This window comes from Telluria mixta, assembly GCF_029223865.1.
In the GTDB taxonomy this organism is placed as follows: Bacteria; Pseudomonadota; Gammaproteobacteria; order Burkholderiales; family Burkholderiaceae_D; genus Telluria; species Telluria mixta.
In genome coordinates this window covers 4110643-4130040 of sequence record NZ_CP119520.1, presented here as the reverse complement: position 1 = coordinate 4130040, position 19398 = coordinate 4110643, and the positions used below count along the sequence as shown (strand labels likewise).

16 protein-coding genes are annotated in these 19398 nt (G+C 67.9%); 9 read left to right on the top strand and 7 right to left on the bottom strand.

Going from position 1 to position 19398, the window contains the following annotated elements; translation table 11 throughout:
* Positions 1-3: 3 nt before the first annotated feature.
* The 6 genes from P0M04_RS18410 to P0M04_RS18385 all read right to left on the bottom strand — a co-directional run bounded on the left by P0M04_RS18410 (position 4) and on the right by P0M04_RS18385 (position 7708).
* The gene (locus P0M04_RS18410) at positions 4-1350 is read right to left on the bottom strand and encodes an efflux RND transporter periplasmic adaptor subunit (RefSeq protein ID WP_259447645.1); all 1347 of its coding nucleotides are present in this window, start codon (positions 1348-1350) and stop codon (positions 4-6) included.
* A 269-nt stretch (positions 1351-1619) separates the two neighbouring features.
* Complete coding sequence (sppA, locus tag P0M04_RS18405) at positions 1620-3491, bottom strand: signal peptide peptidase SppA (protein WP_259447646.1); 1872 nt, start codon at positions 3489-3491, stop codon at positions 1620-1622.
* An 11-nt stretch (positions 3492-3502) separates the two neighbouring features.
* Positions 3503-4978, bottom strand: coding sequence for a sodium:solute symporter (locus P0M04_RS18400; protein ID WP_259447647.1), 1476 nt, complete (start codon positions 4976-4978; stop codon positions 3503-3505).
* 47 nt (positions 4979-5025) lie between these two features.
* Positions 5026-5454: a hypothetical protein gene (locus P0M04_RS18395; RefSeq protein WP_259447648.1), complete on the bottom strand. Its 429-nt coding sequence runs from the start codon at positions 5452-5454 to the stop codon at positions 5026-5028.
* A gap of 244 nt (positions 5455-5698) precedes the next feature.
* Positions 5699-7192 (bottom strand): NYN domain-containing protein, encoded by a 1494-nt coding sequence (locus P0M04_RS18390; RefSeq protein ID WP_259447649.1) that lies wholly within the window; start codon positions 7190-7192, stop codon positions 5699-5701.
* A gap of 93 nt (positions 7193-7285) precedes the next feature.
* Positions 7286-7708 carry a DUF1810 domain-containing protein gene (locus tag P0M04_RS18385; RefSeq protein ID WP_259447650.1) on the bottom strand — a complete coding sequence of 141 codons (423 nt, stop codon included), beginning with the start codon at positions 7706-7708 and terminating at the stop codon, positions 7286-7288.
* A 62-nt stretch (positions 7709-7770) separates the two neighbouring features.
* Here P0M04_RS18385 and P0M04_RS18380 point away from each other — a divergent pair, with 62 nt between their 5' ends.
* The 8 genes from P0M04_RS18380 to P0M04_RS18345 all read left to right on the top strand — a co-directional run bounded on the left by P0M04_RS18380 (position 7771) and on the right by P0M04_RS18345 (position 16226).
* Positions 7771-7980 carry a DUF3820 family protein gene (locus P0M04_RS18380; RefSeq protein ID WP_259447651.1) on the top strand — a complete coding sequence of 70 codons (210 nt, stop codon included), beginning with the start codon at positions 7771-7773 and terminating at the stop codon, positions 7978-7980.
* 102 nt (positions 7981-8082) lie between these two features.
* Positions 8083-8784, top strand: a complete 702-nt coding sequence (locus tag P0M04_RS18375) for a pirin family protein (protein WP_259447652.1) — start codon at positions 8083-8085, stop codon at positions 8782-8784.
* Between the two features lie 144 nt (positions 8785-8928).
* Positions 8929-9312 carry a response regulator transcription factor gene (locus P0M04_RS18370; RefSeq protein WP_105375525.1) on the top strand — a complete coding sequence of 128 codons (384 nt, stop codon included), beginning with the start codon at positions 8929-8931 and terminating at the stop codon, positions 9310-9312.
* Positions 9309-10406 (top strand): HEAT repeat domain-containing protein, encoded by a 1098-nt coding sequence (locus P0M04_RS18365; RefSeq protein WP_259447653.1) that lies wholly within the window; start codon positions 9309-9311, stop codon positions 10404-10406. The genes P0M04_RS18370 and P0M04_RS18365 overlap by 4 nt, the downstream gene beginning before the upstream one ends.
* Complete coding sequence (locus P0M04_RS18360; protein WP_259447654.1) at positions 10403-11824, top strand: glycosyltransferase family 2 protein; 1422 nt, start codon at positions 10403-10405, stop codon at positions 11822-11824. The genes P0M04_RS18365 and P0M04_RS18360 overlap by 4 nt, the downstream gene beginning before the upstream one ends.
* Positions 11824-13455, top strand: coding sequence for a hypothetical protein (locus P0M04_RS18355; RefSeq protein WP_259447655.1), 1632 nt, complete (start codon positions 11824-11826; stop codon positions 13453-13455). The genes P0M04_RS18360 and P0M04_RS18355 overlap by 1 nt, the downstream gene beginning before the upstream one ends.
* Positions 13456-13546: 91 nt before the next feature.
* Positions 13547-13909: a PilZ domain-containing protein gene (locus P0M04_RS18350; RefSeq protein WP_259447656.1), complete on the top strand. Its 363-nt coding sequence runs from the start codon at positions 13547-13549 to the stop codon at positions 13907-13909.
* Positions 13910-14048: 139 nt separating this feature from the next.
* Positions 14049-16226, top strand: coding sequence for a putative bifunctional diguanylate cyclase/phosphodiesterase (locus P0M04_RS18345; RefSeq protein ID WP_259447657.1), 2178 nt, complete (start codon positions 14049-14051; stop codon positions 16224-16226).
* On the opposite strand, the gene P0M04_RS18340 is transcribed toward P0M04_RS18345, so the two are convergent.
* Complete coding sequence (locus tag P0M04_RS18340) at positions 16199-18484, bottom strand: sensor histidine kinase (RefSeq protein ID WP_259447658.1); 2286 nt, start codon at positions 18482-18484, stop codon at positions 16199-16201. The genes P0M04_RS18345 and P0M04_RS18340 overlap by 28 nt on opposite strands.
* Positions 18485-18744: 260 nt before the next feature.
* On the opposite strand from P0M04_RS18340, the gene ribA reads away from it, so the two are divergent.
* A complete protein-coding gene (gene ribA, locus P0M04_RS18335) occupies positions 18745-19392 on the top strand; it encodes a GTP cyclohydrolase II (RefSeq protein WP_259447659.1) in 648 nt (215 codons plus the stop codon).
* Positions 19393-19398: the final 6 nt, after the last annotated feature.

Sequence of the window (19398 nt, the reverse complement as noted above, 5' to 3'; positions counted from 1 at the left end):
TCCTCATTGCGCAGCGCCTTCCTGCTGCTGGCGGCGGCGATGCTGGCCTGCCTGGCCTGCCTGGCCCTGCTTGGCACCCGCCTGGCCGCCCTGCCCGCGCGCCGGATGCTCGCCGGGCAGCGTCACCTTCGCGCCATCCTTGAGGCGATCCGCGCCTTCCGTGATGACGGTCTCGCCGCCTTTCAGGCCGCTCGTGATCTCGACGCGCTCGGCATCCTCCTCGCCCCGCTTCACGTTCGTCAGCGCCACCGTGCGGGTCTGCGGATCCAGCACGTAGACGTAGTCGCCGTTGGCGCCGTGGCGCAGCGCCGTCACCGGCACCGTGATCGCGTTCTTGATCACGTTCACCTGCAGGCGGATGTTCACGAACTGGCTGGGGAACAGTTTCGCTCCCTCGTTGCCGAAGCGGGCCTTGGCCTTGACGGTGCCGGTCGTGGTGTCGACCTGGTTGTCCAGTGCCATGAAGCGGCCCTGCGCCAGTTCGCGCGTGCGGGTGCGGTCCAGCGCCGTCGCGGGCAGCGTGGCGTTCGCGTTGATGCGTTCCTGCAGCGTGGGCAGGTGGTCCTGCGGCACGGCGAATTCGACGTCGATCGGCGATTGCTGCGTGATGACGGCGATGCCGTTCGCGTCGCTGCTGGCCACCAGGTTGCCGATGTCCACCGTGCGCAGGCCCACGCGGCCGGCGATCGGTGCGCGCACCTGGGTGTAGCCGAGGTTGATCTGGGCGATGCCTTCGGCCGCCTTGTCGGTCGTGACGGCGCCCTGCAGCTGCTTCACGAGGGCCGCCTGCGTGTCGACGTCCTGGCGCGCGATCGAATCCTGCTGGAGCAGCGTCTGGTAGCGCGACAGCAGGACCTTCGCCGATTCGAGCTGGGCCTCGTCGCGCTGGCGCTGGCCCGTGGCCTGCAGCAGCGCCATCTGGGACGGGCGCGGGTCGATCGTCGCCAGCACCTGGCCCTGCTTGACGAGCTGGCCTTCCGTGAACAGGATCTTCTGCAGCACGCCGCCGACCTGCGGCCGCACGGTCGCGACGGCGGCCGGGGTCACGGTGCCGAGGGCGTCCAGCACGATCGGGATGTCGGCCCGCTCGGCCTTGCCAACGCCGACCGTCGTCGCCGGCGCACCGCGCCCGCCGCCCGGACCGCCCCGACCGGCCCCAGGCCCGCCCGCGCCCTGCCCGCGCGCGCCGCCGGGCGCGCCCTGCGGCTGCTGGTGCACGAGGTGCCATGCGAGCCAGCCGAGACCGCCCATCGCGAGGACGGCGATGAGGGTCCCGATGATGCGGGTGCGGCGCGAACGCTTGGGTTGGGTCGGGGTTTTATTCTTGTCGGGTGTGACGGTCGAATCCATGCTAGTCCTTCGGCGGCCGAGTGTTCAAAAGCACAATAAATGTTGTTTTGAAATGTAGCACGGCCTGCTATTGCCTTATGTTTCGTAACGTACGGTGAGCGAACCTCCCTCCAGGCATAGGAAGTTGCATCTTTACATGGCTTTACACAGAAGCCGCCTACATGCGGGGAGATCAAAACAAAACGGGCGTGGGAAGATTCCCACGCCCGTGTTGCTGTGTATGTATGCCTGACTACACGCTGTTACAAAGATTAACGCACTGGAAAGGTTCAGGGCAGCGCACACAGGCAGTGCGTGACCGCCGCGAACGGTTGCTTGCGGTCGGCGACGGCCGACAGCCAGCCCAGGTCGCGGGTGATGCCTGCCGTCGCGTTGCCGCCCAGCGCGGCCGCGCCGAGGTCGACCGGCAGCAGGCCCAGCTTCACCTGCACGTTCAGGATCTGCGCGTCCGACAGGCCCATGCGCTCCAGCACCCGCTCGGCGAAGGTGGTCGGCTGCTCGGCATACGTGACGCGGAAATCGTCGCCCAGGTTGGCCCGCTTGGCCGCCGAACGCAGTGCGTCGCCGTAGCTGCCCAGGCGGTCGACGAGGCCGCGTTCCTTGGCCTGCGTGCCCGTCCACACGCGGCCCTGGCCCACTTCGTCGATCTTGGCCGGCGTCGTCTTGCGCGCGACGGCGGCCTTGGTCGTGAACTCGTCGTACACGTGGTTGATGGCGGACTGGATCAGCTGGCCGAAGCGCGGGTCGAGCGGGCGCAGCGGATTGTAGGCGTCCGCGAGCCACGTGGTCGTCACGCCGGCCGTGTGGATGCCGAGTTTATCCACGACCTTGTCCGCGGTCGGCAGGATGGCGAACACGCCGATCGAACCGGTGACGGTGGACGGGTCGGCGATGACTTCGTCGGCCGCCATCGATATCCAGTAGCCGCCCGACGCGGCCACGTCGCCCATCGACACGACGACCGGCTTGCCGGCCGCGCGCGTCAGCTCCAGCTCGCGCCGGATCAGTTCCGAACCGTAGGCGCTGCCGCCCGGCGAATTGACGCGCAGGACGACGGCCTTCACGGACGAGTCTTCGCGCACGCTGCGGATCAGGTTTGCCGTCGAGATGCCGCCCACCATGCCGGGGCCGCCCGTGCCTTCCGTGATGTCGCCGGCCGCGACGACGACGGCCACCGCGTCGCCGAACGGCTTGTCCGGATGGCGCGCCACGTAGTCGCCGAAGCTCACCTGGCGGAAGCTCTTGATGCGGTCGTCGTACGCGCCGCGCTTGATGAACTCGGCGCGCACTTCGTCGCGGGTCTTGACGCCGTCGATCAGCTTCCAGTCCAGGGCCACCTTGGCCGCGTTGCCGTTGGCCGCCTGCAGGCGCTGCGGCAGCTCGTCGATGCCTTTCGCGATGGCGCCCGCCGGCAGCTTGCGCGCCTTTTCCACTTCGGCCGTGTACGCGGTCCACAGGCCGTTGTACAGGAAGCTGTCCGCCTCTTGCGCGGCCTGGGACGGGCCGTTGCCGATGAACGGCTCCGCAAAACTTTTATACGTGCCGACCTTCATCAGGTTGACGGTGACGCCGACCTTGTCCAGCGCGTCGCGGTAGTAATTGCGGTGGCGGCCGAAGCCTTCGATCAGCACCATGCCCATCGGGTGCAGGTAGATCTCGCTGGCGTGCGCGGCGATCAGGTAGCGCTTCTGGTCGAAGTTGCCGCCCCAGACGACGACGCGCTTGCCGGCCGCCTTCACGCGCTCGATGCCCGCGCCGATCTCGCGCACGGATGCGAGGCCGCCGCCATCCAGCTCATCCAGCAGCACCAGCACTTCGTTCACGTTGTTGTCCTTCGCGGCGCCGTCCAGCGCCTTCAGCACGTCCGGCAGGCGCACGAGGCGGCGGCCGTTGCCCGACAGGCCGGCGACGACGGAATCGCGCACGCTGCCCGCGCGTTCCTCGACCAGTTCGCCCTTCAGGTCCAGCACGAGCGCCGTCTTCGGCGCCAGCGGCTTCAGGCCACCGCCGAACATGGCCCAGAAGAAGGCGATCAGGATGATCAGGAAGATGAGGTTCAGCACGAAGCGGCGGGTGGCGTCGAGGCCGCGCCACAGCGCGCCAATGCCGCGGCGCAGGGAGGAGATGGGCTTGAAAGACATTGAGGCTCCGGCTAGTTGAGATTCGGTTCGGTCAGTGCGGACGGCTCGGCGCGGCGCGAGATCGCGAACAGGCCGGCGAATACGAGGGCGCCGTTCACGATCAGCAGTTCGAGGCCGAGGCGGTAGCTGCCCAGCAGCGCATGCTGGTAATACTCCAGCAACGCGCACAGGATCGGCGCGCCGATGGTCACCATGGGCACGAGGCGGTCGTGCAGGGTCCGCGTCGTCATCATGCCGAAGGCGAACAGACCGAGCAAGGGTCCGTATGTATAACTTGCGAGCTTCAGGATGACGACGATCATGCTGGGATTGTCCACCCATTTGAAGACGAGCACCATGGCCAGGAACAGCGCGGCGAACCCGAGGTGCACGTGGCGGCGCAGGCGCATGCGCTGGTTTTCCGTCAGGTCGGTGCGGCGCTTGATGCCGAGGATGTCGATGCAGAACGTGGACGTCAGCGCCGTGATGGCGCCATCGGCACTGGGGAACAGCGCCGAGACCAGCGCGACCAGGAAGATGATCTGCACCACGGCGGGCAGGTGGCCCATCACGACGGCCGGGAAGATTCTGTCGCCCGTCGCCGTGACGCCGGCGAGCGGCGCGTACAGGTACAGCAGCCCGCCGAGGAACAGGAAGGCGCACAGCACGACGACCAGCACGGCGGTCAGGCTGAGCAGGTTCTTCTGCGAATCTTGCAGGGTCTTCACGGAGATCGTCTTCTGCATCATTTCCTGGTCCATGCCCGTCATCGTCAGCACGATGAAGATGCCGGCCACGATCTGCTTGAGCCAGTAGCCGGGGCTGTCCGGGTCGTGCGTGAACACGCGCGCGAGGCCCCTGTCCTGCATCTGCTGCAATGCCTGCGGAAAAGTCAGGTCCAGCTGGCCCAGCATGAAGGCGACGCACGCGAACAGGCCCGCCAGCATGCACGTCGTCTGCAGGGTATCGGTCCAGACGATGGTCTTCACGCCGCCCTGGTAGGTGTACAGCAGGATCATGCCGAGGATGACGAAGGTCGTGAGCCAGAACGGGATGCCGAGGCTGTCGAGGATGATGGTCTGCAGGACGGCGACGACGAGGTACAGCCGCGCCGTGGCGCCGAACAGGCGCGACAGGATGAAGAACCCGGCCCCGCTCTGGTAGGCGCGCCGGCCGAGGCGCACGTCGAGGTAGTGGTAGATCGACGTCAGGCGCAGCCGGTAGTACAGCGGCAGCAGCAGGTAGACGACGGCGATGTAGCCGATCACGTAGCCGATGAGGATCTGCGCATACCCGAAGCCGTCGGCCCCGACGGCGCCCGGCACGCTGATGAAGGTGGCGCCGGACAGCGTGGTGCCGACCATGCCGAACGCGACGAGCATCCAGTTGCTGCTCTTGTTACCGATGAAAAAACTGTCGTTGTTGGCACCCCGCCCCGTGGCCCAGGCGACGCCGAGCAGCAGGGCGAAATATGCGATGAGGATGCAGAAGAGTAAAGCCGGGGACATCGGGGATCCAAAAAGTTAACTGAGCGCCCAGCAATATACACCGGCGATCAGATCCCCTGCCCCGGCATCCGCTCGAACGGCCCGATGCACGCTTCCATCGTCTCGTCGCGGCACATCACGAAGCGCGCGCCGGACGGGTGGAAGCGGATGTAGTTCGTGGCGCGCGTGCCCGGCTTCATGATCTCGCCGGAGCAATCCTGCTTGCCGTTGTCCTTCACGATCTTGTCGTCGAGTTTATAAAAGCCCTTGGCGCTGGGCTTCTCGGCGACCGTGAATTCGCTTTCCGACACTTCGTCCGCGCTTTTCACGAGCGTCGTGCCGTCGCCGCGGAAGTGATAAGTCTCGGAACAGCCGAGCTGCGGGATCGCGAGGATCCAGATGCCCAGCAAGGGATGCGCCGCGGAGGGTGCGGCCGCCTGGGATGGCAGCGCGGTGGCGGCGAGGAGGCAGGCGAAGAGACCGGTGAGCGTACGCATGGTGGGCCTTTGCATGACGGTGGACGCGGAGGCGTTCTTGTCATTATTGCACAGGCCCGGATGGGACGCGCGCGCGGGTCCGGAACAACGCGAGCGAGTATTGTTGGCCCTGGGACCGTCATTCCCGCGCAGGCGGGAATCCAAGCTGAGCCACAGAAATCACCAAGTCGGAAACGCCTCAGCGCCTCCGACATCCTGATGCCGAAAACTCAGCATGGGTTCCCGCTTTCGCGGGAACGACGGGTCAGCTGTTCTCGGGCGGCGTCTTCGGCTTGGCCGGCCGGCGCGGCGCACGCGTGGCGGGCTTGCGCGACGGTGCCTTGTGCGCCGGGCGGGCCGACTTCTTGCGGGCCTGCTTCGCGGCTTCGCTTTCGCCTTCCACCGGCGCTTCCACCGGCGCTTCCACCGGCGCTTCCACCGGCTGCGCTTCCACGACCGCGTCCTGTGCATCCGGCGCCGGGGCGCTGTCTTCCTGTGCCACCGCCTCCACGGCCACACCCTTGCGCGCGGCCGGCTTGCGCGGCGTGCGCGTCGTACGGCGGCGTTCCTTCACCGGCGCGGGCGCTTCTTCGGTGGCAGCGACGGGTTCCTCGGCTGCGACGACCGGTTCCGGCGCTTCGGCCAGGTCCGGCGTCGGCGCGGGCCAGGTGGCCATCGCGGCCTCCTCGGACACCGGCACGGCTTCCTGCACCGCATCGGGCGCGGGCGCCTGCCCTTCGCGGCCCTTGCGTCCGCGGCCGCCGCGGCGGCGCGATTCGCGGGCGGCTGCCGGAACTTCAGTCGGCTGCTCGCCCTGGGTTTCCGCGGCCAGTTCGTCGCCGGCTACCAAGGCCACCGGCTCAGAAGCCATCTGCGGCTGCTCGACAGCGGTCTCCACCGGCGCGGCTTCGACCGGCTGCAGGTCGACCTGGGCGTTGGCGCCGCGGAAGACATAGGTGCCGGATTTTTCGTCGCGGCCGAATTCGAACAGGCCGCGCGTCTGGGCCTCTTCCAGCAGGTTGCCGAACGTACGGAAACCGTAATAGGTTTCGGAGAAGTCCGGGCGGCGGCGCTTCAGCGTGTCCTTCAGCAGCGACGCCCAGATCTTGCCGGTGTCGCCACGCTCCGAGACGAGCGCGTCGAAGGTCTCGACGACCATCTCCAGCGCCTGCAGCTTGCGCGCTTCCATCTCTTCGCGCTTGCGGTTATCGCCGTCCGACCGGCCGCGGCTCTGCTGCGGCTGGGCCTTGCGCTCGTCGCGCTTGGCGGCGGCGCGGCGCTGTTCGCGCACGAGGTCGTCGTAGAAGATGAATTCGTCGCAGTTCGCGACCAGCAGGTCCGACGTCGACTGCTTGACGCCGACGCCGATCACCCGTTTCGCATTTTCGCGCAGCTTGGAGACGAGCGGCGAAAAGTCCGAGTCGCCCGACACGATCACGAACGTGTTTACGTGCGCTTTCGTGTAGCACAGGTCGAGCGCGTCCACGACCATGCGGATGTCGGCGGAATTCTTGCCCGACTGGCGCACGTGCGGGATTTCGATCAGTTCGAAGTTCGCTTCATGCATCGTCGCCTTGAAGCCCTTGTAGCGATCCCAGTCGCAATAGGATTTCTTGACCACGATGCTGCCCTTGAGCAGCAGGCGTTCGAGGACGGGCTTGATGTCGAATTTCTCGTAATTCGCATCGCGCACGCCGAGTGCGACGTTTTCGAAGTCGCAGAACACCGCCATGCTGATATTGTCTGGAGATGAAGCCATGTGTGTTGTTGTGTGGTTGGTAGACAAGCTGACCACGGATTATACGCAACAACGTCGACGGCACCGTCGCGGACGCGTCTGGCGTCCGGGCGGTCAGCCCAGCCGCTCCATCGTGGCCGGGTCGGGGCGGCCGTCGAAGAACTGGTCGAGGCAGGCCTGGAAGATCGCTTCGTGGGGCGCCACGTCGGCAAACAAGGTCATCGAGGAATGGAATTTCAGGTTGTCCGGGTGCCCGAAGATCTCGTCGACGCCGCGGTCGTCGTGGCTGGCGACGGCCGTCGCGCAGGCGCGCAGGCGCGGGCCCAGCACGGGGTGCGCGAGATAGGCCGCGGCCTCGTCGGCGGAACGGATCGCGTAGCGCTGCGCCATCGCGCTGTGTCCCAGTCCCTCGATCTGGGGAAAGATGAACCACATCCAGTGGGTGCGCTTGTGACCGGCGCGCAGCTCGGCCAGCGCCGTATCGTAGACGCCGTTCTGGGCTTCCACGAAGCGTTCCAGGTTGAAGTCGGTTGCCATGATGGTCTCTCCTCTCCGGCGCATGCTACGCCCTTCGCGCGATTTGCTAAAGTGGCGGCACGATGAAACCTGAACACCTCACCCTGCTGCTGACCCGCGAAATGCCCTACGGCAAGTACAAGGGCCGCACGATCGCCGAACTCCCGGGGCACTACCTGGGCTGGTTCGCCCGCGAAGGCTTTCCGAAGGGAGAGCTGGGCGAATTGCTCGCCCTCATGTACGAGCTCGACCACAACAACCTGCGCGGCCTGCTCGATCCTCTGCGCCGTTGATCGAATTTTTCGATCACAGGCGCTAAAACTACTCGTTTTTCTTTGCGGGGCGGCTTCCCTATACTCATTCCATCGACAGGCAAACACACCAAGGAGCGAATCATGATGGAAGTCCGCAGGAGCGAAGAACGGGGCGCCGCCCACCACGGCTGGCTGATGTCCAAACACAGCTTTTCGTTCGCCGATTACTACGACCCGCGGCACAGCGGCTTCGGCCCGCTGCTGGTGATCAACGAAGACCGCGTCGCCCCGGGCGGCGGCTTCGGCACCCACGGCCACCGCGACATGGAAATCATCTCGTACGTGCTGGACGGCGCCCTGGAGCACAAGGACAGCATGGGCACCGGCTCCGTACTGCACTACGGCGACGTGCAGCGCATGAGCGCGGGCAGCGGCGTGCGCCACAGCGAGTTCAACGGGTCGAAGACGGACCCGGTGCACTTCCTGCAGATCTGGATCGAGCCGGACACGAAAGGCATCCCGCCCAGCTACGAGGAAAAGCATTTTTCGACCGACAGCAAGAAGGGCAAGCTGCGCCTGATCGCCTCGCGCGACGGCCGCCAGGACTCCGTGCTGATCCACCAGGATGCGTCGATCTACGCCGCCATCCTCGATGAAGGCGACAAGGCGGAACATGCCCTCGACAGCGAGCGCCTGGCCTACGTCCACGTGATCCGCGGCGACGTCACCGTCAACGGCGTGCCGCTGAAGGATGGCGATGCGCTCAAGATCGGCGGCGAGGAGCGGGTCGTGTTCGACAAGGCCGAGGCGGCCGAGGTGCTGCTGTTCGACCTGCCGGCCTGACCGGCTGGGTACCAGACTGCCAACAGGTCACAAATAAGTGCAAATAAGTGACCGTTGGCAGTCGCACGCTCACCACAATCGCGCGTCGAATGTTAAATGCCCTCGGTATAATGAAGCCCGACGGCAACTTTCGACCCCAACAACATGAGCGCACAACCCAGCGTCCTCGTCGTCGAGGATGATGTCCACATCGCCCACGTCCTCGGCTTCATGCTCGAGCGCCAGGGTTATCGCGTGATCCACGTGGCCGATGGCCGTGCCGCCGTCCAGCACGTCGTGTCGCAGCCGGCGCCCGACCTCGTACTGCTGGACGTGATGCTGCCGTACGTGGACGGGTTCGAGATCGTGGGCCTGATCCGCGCGCAGGCCGGCTGGGAAGCCGTGCCCGTGCTCATGCTGACCGCCAAGAACACGGAGCGCGACACCGTGCGCGCCCTCGACGCCGGCGCCAACGACTTCATCATCAAGCCGTTCCAGCCGCAGGAATTGCTGGCGCGCCTGCGCCGCTTCCTGAAGTCCCCCGCATGATCCTGCCCACGGGCGGCATCATCCCCGACCACGCGCTGGCCGTCGCGTTCACGGCGCCGACCGATCCGGTCCTGGCGGCGGCGTACTGGACGGGCATCGGCGCCCTCCTCCTGACCCTGCTCCTCGGGGCGCAGATCATCCGCCTGCGCATGGCGCTGCGCCGGCGCGAACGGCGCGAAGCGCGCGCGCTCGCCCGCTGGCGTCCCGTCCTGAATGCCGCCATCGTGGGCGAGACGCCCGACACGCTGCCGTCGCTCCGCAAATCGGAGCGCCCGCACTTCATCAAGCTGTGGGTGCACCTGCAGGCGTCGCTGCGCGGCGAGGCGGGCGTCGCCCTGAACGACGTCGCGCGCCGCCTCGGCGTGCAGAATGATGCGCGCGCCATGCTCGCGCGCGGCCCGCGCACGGAACGCCTGCTGGCGACACTCCTCCTGGGCCACCTGGGCGACCGCGCATCGTGGGACACCTTGCGCACGCTGGCCGAAAGCCCCGACGTGACCCTGTCGCTCTCCGCCCTGTGGGCGCTCGTGCGCATCGACCCGCACGCGGCCGCGGATTACCTGACGCCGCTGTTCGTCGCACGCGACGACTGGGCGATGTCGCACGTGGCCGGGATCCTGAAGGAAGCGAGCGCACCGGTCGCCGGCGTGCTGGCAAACCTGCTGCCGGCGCTGCCGCAGGAGCGTTTGCCGCGCGCCCTGCGCATCGCGGAAGCGCTGCGCATCGACCTGCCGGCCGACGTGCTGTCCGCCGCCCTCGCCAGCGGCGATCTCGAACGCGTGACGGCCGCGCTGCGCATCGTCGCGACGCCCGGCCTGCGGGACCAGGTGCGCGGCCTGCTCGCGCATGCGGACTGGCAGGTGCGCGTGCTGGCCGCCAAGGCGCTGGGCCGCATCGGCGACGCGTCCGACGTCGACCGCCTCACCGCCCTGCTGGCCGATCGCGAATGGTGGGTGCGCTACCGCGCGGCGCAGGCGATCGTCGAATTGCCCTGGCTGAGCCGCGCCCAACTGGACGCCTTGCAGGCAGGGCTCACCGACCGCTTCGCCGCCGACATCCTGGGCCAGGTCATGGCAGAAAGGCCCGCATCATGACGCACCACCTGCTCATCCAGTTCGTCACCTGGTTCGTCCTGTGCTACTTCATCCTGCTCAACGGCGGCTACCTCGTGCTGAACATGCTGTCGCTGCGCACCCTGCACCGCAAGGGCCAGGAAGAGATGCTGGACGACCTGCCGCGCGCCTATTCCGGCCTGGAACCGCCCGTCAGCATCCTCGTGCCCGCGTATAACGAGGAAGCGACGATCGCGGCGTCCGTGCGCTCGATGCTGCAGCTGACGTATTCCGAGTACGAAGTGCTGGTCGTGAACGACGGCTCGAAGGACGGCACGCTCGAAGTGCTGAAGTGCGAATTCGGCCTGCTGCCGTTCCCCGAAGCCTACCGCCGCCAGATCAAAACGAAGGAGATCCGCCAGATCTACCGCTCCACGCGCTTCCCGAACCTGCGCGTGATCGACAAGGAGAACGGCGGCAAGGCCGACTCGCTGAACGCGGGCATCAACGCGTCGCGCTATCCGCTCGTGTGCGGCGTGGATGCCGACTCGATCCTGCAGCGCGACAGCCTGGAAAAGGTCACGGAGCCGTTCCTGCGCGACCCGACCGTCGTCGCGACGGGCGGCACGATTCGCGTCGCCAACGGCTGCGAGGTGACGGGCGGCTTTCTCACCAAAGTCGGCCTGCCGAAAAACGTTTGGGCGCTGTTCCAGGTCGTGGAATACCTGCGCGCGTTCCTGTTCGGGCGCCTCGGCTGGTCGTCCGTGAACGGCATGCTGATCATCTCGGGCGCGTTCGGCGTGTTCCGCAAGGACACCGTGATCATGGCGGGCGGCTACCGTCCCGACACGATCGGCGAGGACATGGAACTGATCGTCCGCATGCACCGCCTGCTGCGCGCGAAGCGCCAGCCGTACAAGGTGGAATTCGTGCCCGATCCCGTGTGCTGGACCGAGGCGCCGGAAGACTACAAGACCCTCAAGAACCAGCGCATCCGCTGGCAGCGCGGCCTGGCCGAGAGCCTGAACGCCAACTGGGGCCTGATGTTTTCGCGCAATGGCGGCGTGCCGGGCTGGCTCGCCTTCCCGTTCATGCTGCTGTTCGAATGGCTCGGCCCCCTCGTCGAAGTGGGCGGCTACATCTTCATGGTCTGGTCGTTCCTCATGGGCGAGATCTCCTGGCAGGCGTTCACCACGTTCATGTTCGTCGCCATCGGCCTCGGCATCCTGCTGTCGGCCTCCGGCCTGCTGCTGGAAGAGATGTCCTTCCACATCTACCCGCGCGGCAAGCAGTTGCTGGCGCTGGCCGCCGTCGTGCTGCTGGAGAACCTCGGCTACCGCCAGCTGAACACGATGTGGCGCCTGATCGGCCTGTGGCGCTGGGTCATGCAGAAGGAATCGACGTGGGGTACGATGAAGCGCAAGGGCGACTGGCAGGCCAGTACGCCGAAAGGCCCCTGATGATCCGTCGATTGCTGTTTCCGTTGTCCCTGCTCGCCATGACCCTCCCGGCCCATGCCGCCTCGCTGCACCAGTGCGCCGCCGACGGGCCGCCGCGCTACATCGTCGACGACCAGCCCCGCAAGCCGGGCTGCACGAGCGTGGCACTGCCGCCCGGAACGCAGGTCGAGACGCTGTATCCGCTCGCGCCCGGCGAGACACCGGAGAACACCATCCTCCTGCACGGCAACGTGGCCGACGGCCGCTTCACCGTCAGCGAACATGAACTGCCGTCGTCGAAGACCGGTCCCGAACGACCCGGCCCCATGCCCCTGCACGCGAACCTGCTGCCGCGGATGCGCGCACGCACGTTTGGCGTCGAGGAGCGCGTGCAGGCGACGCTGGCGGACGGTCGCCTGCAGGTCACGTGCCGCCCCGGCCAGCGCGCCGCGGGCGTGATCCTTACGGGGCCGTGGTTCATGACGCGCGCGAACGCCGCGTTGGCGGCGACCTACACGGCGCAGGGCGGATCGTTCACGTGGCAGGTGGCCGACGAGGCGCGCCGTGCGCGCGACGACGCGTTCGACATGGGCACCACCGCCCCGGACGCGAAGGCCGCGCGCCTGGCGCTGCCGCCGCGCCTCGACCGCGCCGACTGGCGCCAGTTCGTGCTGCTGTGTCCCGCGACGCAGGCAAGCATCGACGTGGCCGCGCTCGCGCTGGAACCGGCCGGGGCATCGAAGCCGGCGCCCCGTTCGACGTGGGTCTGGCGCCCAGGCGACTGGATCGACGGCGGCCCCGCCCTGCTCGACTGGGCCGCGGCCCAGGGCCTCCGCGAACTGTTCGTCACCGTGCCGCTGAAGGACGGCAGCGCCGTGCGGGCGCCCGACCTGCTGGCCGCGTTCGTGCGCCAGGCGGGCGACAAGGGCATGGTCGTGTATAGCGTCGACGGCGACCCGCACATGGTGCTCGCGGACGAAGTCCCGGCCGTCGCGAAGCGCGTGCAGGCCTATGCCGCCTACAACGCATCGCAGCCGCCCGAGGCCCGTGTGCGCGGCGTGCAGTTCGACGTGGAACCGTATCTGTTGCCGGACAACGTGCTGCCCGCGGCCCGGCGCGACGCCGCGTACATCGCCATGGCGCGCGCCGTGAAAGCGGCGGCGGGCGACGCGCTGCGCGTGGAATTCGTCGTGCCGTTCTGGTGGGGCAAGAACCAGGCGCTGCTGGACGCGCTGGCGCCCCACGCGGACGCCCTCGCCGTGATGGATTACCGCACCGACCGCGACCAGATCGTCGACTTCGCCATCCCGTTCCTCGACTGGGCCGGTGCCCACGGCCGCCGCGTGCGGATCGCGCTCGAGGCGGGCCCCATCGATCCGGAAGTCCAACGGCGCTACGTGCGGGCCGCGGACGGTCCCGGCGACCTGCTGGCGGTGGACGTCGGTGGCCGCCAGGTGCTGGCCCTGCTGCGCCAGCCGCTCGCGGCAAAGGATGCAAGGTTGTACCGCCTGCAATCGACCCGCGACATCGACGGCAGCGCCACTACCTTCCACAAGGACAAGGCCGCCCTGCTGCGCCTGCTGCCCGGCCTGGAAGCGGCATTCGGCGCGTGGGAGGGCTTCGGCGGCATCGCCGTCCACGAGTTGCGGTAACCGAGTAAACCTTCTAAGTCGCGTACCGACAACCACAATTTAGTTCTCATCAGCAACAATCGACGGGTTTGTCTATACATCCGTTCTTGTCGTGGAATCGAATAACGCTTTTCGCACGGACACCTATGCCGACGACCGGCGTTCGCCGCGCCGCCTGTGCCGCGTCCGTGCCGTCGTCGACGTCACCTCCGGTCCGTCGCTGACCGCCGTCACGGTCGACATCGGCCGCGACGGCATGGCCGTCCTCCTGCCCTGCCCCCTGCCCGACGGCACCACGTGCCGCGTCGCCTTTTCCGTCTTCAGCGGCGGCAGCGTGCAGCGGCTCGACCTGAATGCCCGCGCGTCGAACAGCGTCTTTGTGCGGGACGCCGTCCGCGTGGGTCTCACGTTCACGGGCATGATGCCGGCCACGGGCAAGCTGCTGGCGGAGTTCGTCAACTTCGGCAAGCGTTGACTGCGCAAGGGACCGTGCGCCCGCATGATTTCCGCTACCACGCGCTGCCGTCGGGTTGACGCGACAAAAGCGGCCTGAGCGCGCGCCGCTGGCGTGCCGGACCTGCTAGCATGCGCGGAAAACGTAACCAAAAGTCCACATGCACGCGAACCCGCCAAGCATCAGTCGTCCCGACGGCGTCCCGGACGACGCCCAGCGCCGTTTCGACGACCTGCTCGCCCACCTGCCGGCAGGTGTCGTGATGCACGATGCTGCCGGCCGCGTGGTGGCGGCCAACTGCCAGGCGCTGGCGCTGCTGGGAAGGCGTGAAGAGCAGATGCTCGGGGCGCAATCCAGCGACGACACCTGGCATTTCGTGCGCGCGGACGGCTCCCGCATGCCGCCCTCCGAATATCCCGTGAACGCGGTCCTGCGCACCGGCGCGAAGGTGTCGGACCTCGTCGTCGGGGTGGCCCGGCCGGATCACGACGACGTGCGCTGGGCGATCTGCAACGCGTATCCGGAGCGCGACGAGCGTGGTGCCATCGACCGCGTCGTCGTCTGCTTCACGGACTGCACCGCCCTCAAGGACGCGGAACAGTCGCTGCACAAGTCCGAGGAGCGCATGCGCCTCGCGCTGCAGGGGTCCACGGATGCGCCCTGGGACTGGGACCTCGTCACCGGCGAACTGTATTATTCCGCACGCTACTGGGACATGCTCGGCTACGCGCCCGACGAGATGCGGGCCGACCCCGAGGCATGGGTGCGCCTCACGCATCCCGAGGACCGCGCCTGGGTGGCCGCCTTCCTGGAGGAATTGCTGGCCGGTCCGCGCCAGGCCTACAGCATCGAATTCCGCCTGTGCCACCGCGACGGCCACTACGTCCCCGTGCTGAGCCGCGGCTTCATCCTGCGCGACGGCGCCGGCAAGGCCCTGCGGCTGTCCGGCACGAATACCGACCTCACGGAACGCAAGCGGGTCGAGCACCGCATCCACGAACTGGCGTATTTCGACCAGTTGACCGGCCTGCCGAACCGGCGCTTCCTGATCGACGAACTGGGCCAGATCCTCGCGCGCAACGGCCGCGCGGGCCGCCACGGCGCCCTGCTGTTCCTCGACCTCGACAACTTCAAGCTCCTGAACGACACGATGGGCCACGACGTGGGCGACCTGCTGCTGCGCGAAGTGGCGCGGCGGCTGCGGCAGGCGCTGCGCGAAGGCGACCACCTCGCGCGCCTGGGCGGCGACGAATTCGTGATCGTGCTGGAAAACCTGGGCGCCAGCCCGGACGAGGCGACCATCGAAGTCCATGCCGTGGGCCGCAAGATCCTCGACGTGCTGGGCGAGCCGTTCGAGCTGGCCGGGCGCCAGTGCGCCAGCAGCCCGAGCATCGGCGTCACCCTGTTCGACGGCGCGCCCACCAGCATCGACGCCCTGCTGCGCCAGGCCGACCTCGCGATGTACCGCGCCAAGGAAGAAGGCCGCAACACGCTGCGCTTCTTCGACCCCGGCATGCAGGCTGCGGCGGACCGCCAGGCGGCGCTGTCGGCCGCGCTGCGCACCGGCCTCGCGCGGCGCCAGTTCGTGCTGTACTGCCAGCCGCAGTTCGGCCACGACGGGAGCCTCGTCGGCGCGGAGGCGCTCGTGCGCTGGCAACGCGGCGTCGATGAACTGGTGAGCCCCGGCGAATTCATCGGCGCGGCCGAATCGGGAGGCCTGATCGCCGCGCTCGGGCTGGACGTGCTGGAACAGGGTTGCCACGCGCTCGCGCGCTGGGCCCGGACGCCGGGCCTCGCCCCGCTGAAGCTCGCGGTGAACGTCAGCGTGCACCAGTTGCGCGACCCGGATTTCCCGCACGCCGTCGCCGCGCTGTTGGCCGCCACGGGCGCGCCCGCCGACCGCCTCACGCTCGAACTGACGGAAAGCGTGTTCGCGCGCAATCCGGACGACCTGGTCGACCGCATGCAGCAGTTGCGCCGGCTCGGCATCCACTTCGCGCTGGACGATTTCGGCACGGGCTATTCGTCGCTGGCCTACCTGGCCCGCTTTCCGCTGGCGGCGCTGAAGATCGACCGCTCGTTCGTGCGCGAGGTCGACCACGACCCGAACGCGTCGTCGATCGTCGAAGCGATCATCGCATTGGCCAGGAAGCTGCACCTGGAGACCATCGCCGAAGGCGTGGAACTCGACGCGCAGCACGCGTTCCTGGCCGCGCACGGGTGCGACGTGATGCAGGGCTACCTGCTGGGCCATCCCGTCGCCATGGACGAATTCGAGCGGCGCTATGGCGTGACTGGCGTGACGCGTGCTCAGGCCGCGAGCGGCAGTTCGACGTAGAACGTGGTGCCGATGCCCTCGGCACTGTCGAACCGGATGGTCCCGCCCATCTCTTCGACGATCTTCTTGCAGATCGACAGGCCGAGGCCCGTGCCGCCCTGGCGGCGCGAATCGGCGCCGTCGGCCTGGGCGAAGCGCTGGAACACGCGCTCGCGGAACGCTTCCGGAATGCCCGCGCCCTCGTCGGCCACGGCAAGGCGCACGTGCTCCGCGCCCGCTTCGACCTGCGCACGCACCGTGGATCCGGGCCCGGAAAACTTGATCGCGTTCGACAGCAGATTGGTCAGCACCTGGGCCAGGCGGTCGCGATCGACGTCCACGCGCGCGCTTTCCGCGCCGGGCGCCGCCACGCACGACAGCGCGATGCCGGATTGCGCGGCGAAGCTCTGCATCGCGGCGACGGCGTCCTCCGCCAGCGGCAGCACCGGCTGCACCTCGCGCTCGAACGTCATGCTGCCGGCGTCCATCTTCTGGATGTCCAGCACGTCGCCGACCAGGCGCACGAGCCGTCCCGAGCTCGCATTGGCGACGTCGACGAGTCCTTTCGCATCGGGCGGCAGCTCGCCGGCCATGCCGTCGGCCAGCAGCGCCAGCGACGCCGAGATCGCCGTCAGCGGCGTGCGCAGTTCGTGCGACACGGTCGACACGAATTCGTCCTTCATGCGCTCGACTTCCTTGCGCGCCGAGATGTCGTGCATGAACGCGGAAAAGAAGATGCCGTCACCCGTGCCGGCCAGGCCGACGGTCATCTCGACCGGGATCTCGCGGCCGTCGCGCGCCAGCAGGATGCGTTCGACGCGCTGGCCCAGCGTATCCAGTGTGCCCGTCTCGAGGAAGTGGCGCAGCAGCTCGCGTGAATGGGCGCGGAACCGCTCCGGCATCACGAGATCCGAGACGACGCGGCCCAGCGCCTCGTCGCGCGACCACCCGAGCATCTTCTCGGCCGCCGAGTTCCAGTCGCAGATGCGGCCGCGCATGTCGATGCCGACGAAGGCATCCTGCGCCGTCTCGATGATGGTGGCGATGCGCTGCTCGTTGGCGCGCACGCTGGCCAGGGCCTGTTCCAGCTCGCGGGTACGCGCGTTGACGCGCGCTTCCAGCGTCGCGTTCAAGTCTTCCAGCGCGCGCCGGCGCCGCACGAGGTTCGCCACGAGCGCGTTCAGCGTGGTGGCCAGTGCGCGCACCTCGGCATAGCCGCCGCGCCTGATTTCGATCGGGGCCGTCTCGCCCGCGCGGATGCGTTGCGCGGCATCGGCCAGGTCGCCCAGCGGGCGCGTGATGCGGCGCGCCAGCCACACGCCGGCCAGCGAGAACACGCCCGCCAGCACCACGCCGGCGGCCAGGCCGTATTCGCGCAGGCGGCGCACGGGGGCGAAGGCATCGTCGACGTTCTGGCGCACGAGCACGGTCCAGCCCAGGCCCGGATACTCGCCGTAGCCGTGGCCCAGCTGGTAGCCCACCAGGTACGAGCGGCCGTCCGGCCACGTCTCGACGACATAGCCGCCGCGCCGCTGCGCATGGGCCGCCTTCAGGCTCGGCAGGGTCAGGCGCTTGCCCGCCACGCCGGCCGGCCCGAGCAGCACGTTGCCGTCCGCATCCACGATCAGGGCCTCGACCTGGCGCCGCGCCGCGATCCCGGCCATCACGGAACGCTCGACGTCGCGCGCCCATTGCCAGGACAGGTGCGCGCCCAGCACGCCGCGCGTCACGCCCTCGTCGTCGACGTAGGGAAAGGCGACGTCGACGAAGCGCCACGGCTCGTCCTGCCTGGGCAGGTAGCGCGCCAGGAGTACCGCGTCGTGCACGTCGCCCGCGTGGATGCCGCGCAGGGCATTGCGGAACCACGGGCGCTTCGACACGTCCGCGCCTTCCAGCAGACCCTGCGCCGAGACCTGCACCTTGCCATCCAGGCCGGCCAGGCCGATCCAGCTGTAGTAACCGAGGCTGCTCTGGATGCCGTCCAGCGTGGCGCGGCGGCGCTCCTGCGGCTGCCCTTCGGCCAGCACGCGGCGCCGGGCCAGCAGGCTCACCTCGCGGTAGCGTTCGAACATGCCGCGTTCCAGCTTGTCCGACGTCTGCATCGCCAGCTCGGCCAGGCCGTGGCCGATGCTCGTCTGGACCTGTTCCGCCGACTTGCGTTCGATGACGGACGTCAGCACCAGCGTGAGGACGATGGACAGCAGCACGAAGGCGAGGGCGAGCCAGGCACCGAGGGCGCGCGGCAGCAGGCGGCGAACAAATTTCAGGGGATTTGGCATGGCGAACTAGAGTACATTGCGCCCGTATCGACGCTGGTGTGAGCCTAGCACAGCCAAGATTCCGTGCGGGAATTGTGTTGCACCACGTGAACACCCATGATGCATTGTTGTATTTTCGACCAGCAGCACCCATATCGGATGGCGAGGCGGAGGGGCCGCGAAGGGGCGAACTACACGGCCATGTCCGATTTCCGGTAAACTCGCCTGTTACGTAACCCTTATTTACGTAACCCTTTTCGCGTCATCGCCCAGGAAAAACCATGCAAGACAAAGCCACCGCGCCGTCCAACCTCGTCGACTACGTCACGTCGTGCTCCCTGCCGACGCCGTGGGCGCAGTTCACCCTGCATGCGTTCGTCGAGCATTCGACGGGCAAGGAGCATCTGGCGATGACGCTGGGCGACCTGTCCACGGGCGACGCCCCGCTGGCGCGCATCCACTCGGAATGCCTGACGGGCGACGTGATGTTCTCGCAGCGCTGCGACTGCGGCGCCCAGCTGGAATCCGCGCTGCGCCGCATCGCCGACGAAGGCCGCGGCATCCTGCTGTACCTGCGCCAGGAAGGCCGCGGCATCGGCCTGGTGAACAAGATCCGCGCCTACCGCCTACAGGAAGCGGGTGCCGACACGGTCGAAGCGAACCTGCAGCTGGGCTTCCACGCCGACGCGCGCAACTACGAGCTCGTGCTGCCGATGCTGGAACAATTCGGCATCGAGGCGGTGCGCCTGATGACGAACAACCCGCGCAAGATCGACGCCCTCGGCAAGCTGGGCATCAAGGTCGCCGAGCGCGTCCCGCTGCTCGTCAACCGCAACACCTACAACGACAACTACCTGAATACCAAGCAGGCCAAGCTGGGTCACATGATGACGCCGGCCACCGAAGCGGTGCTCGACAGCGAAGCGTAATCCCCG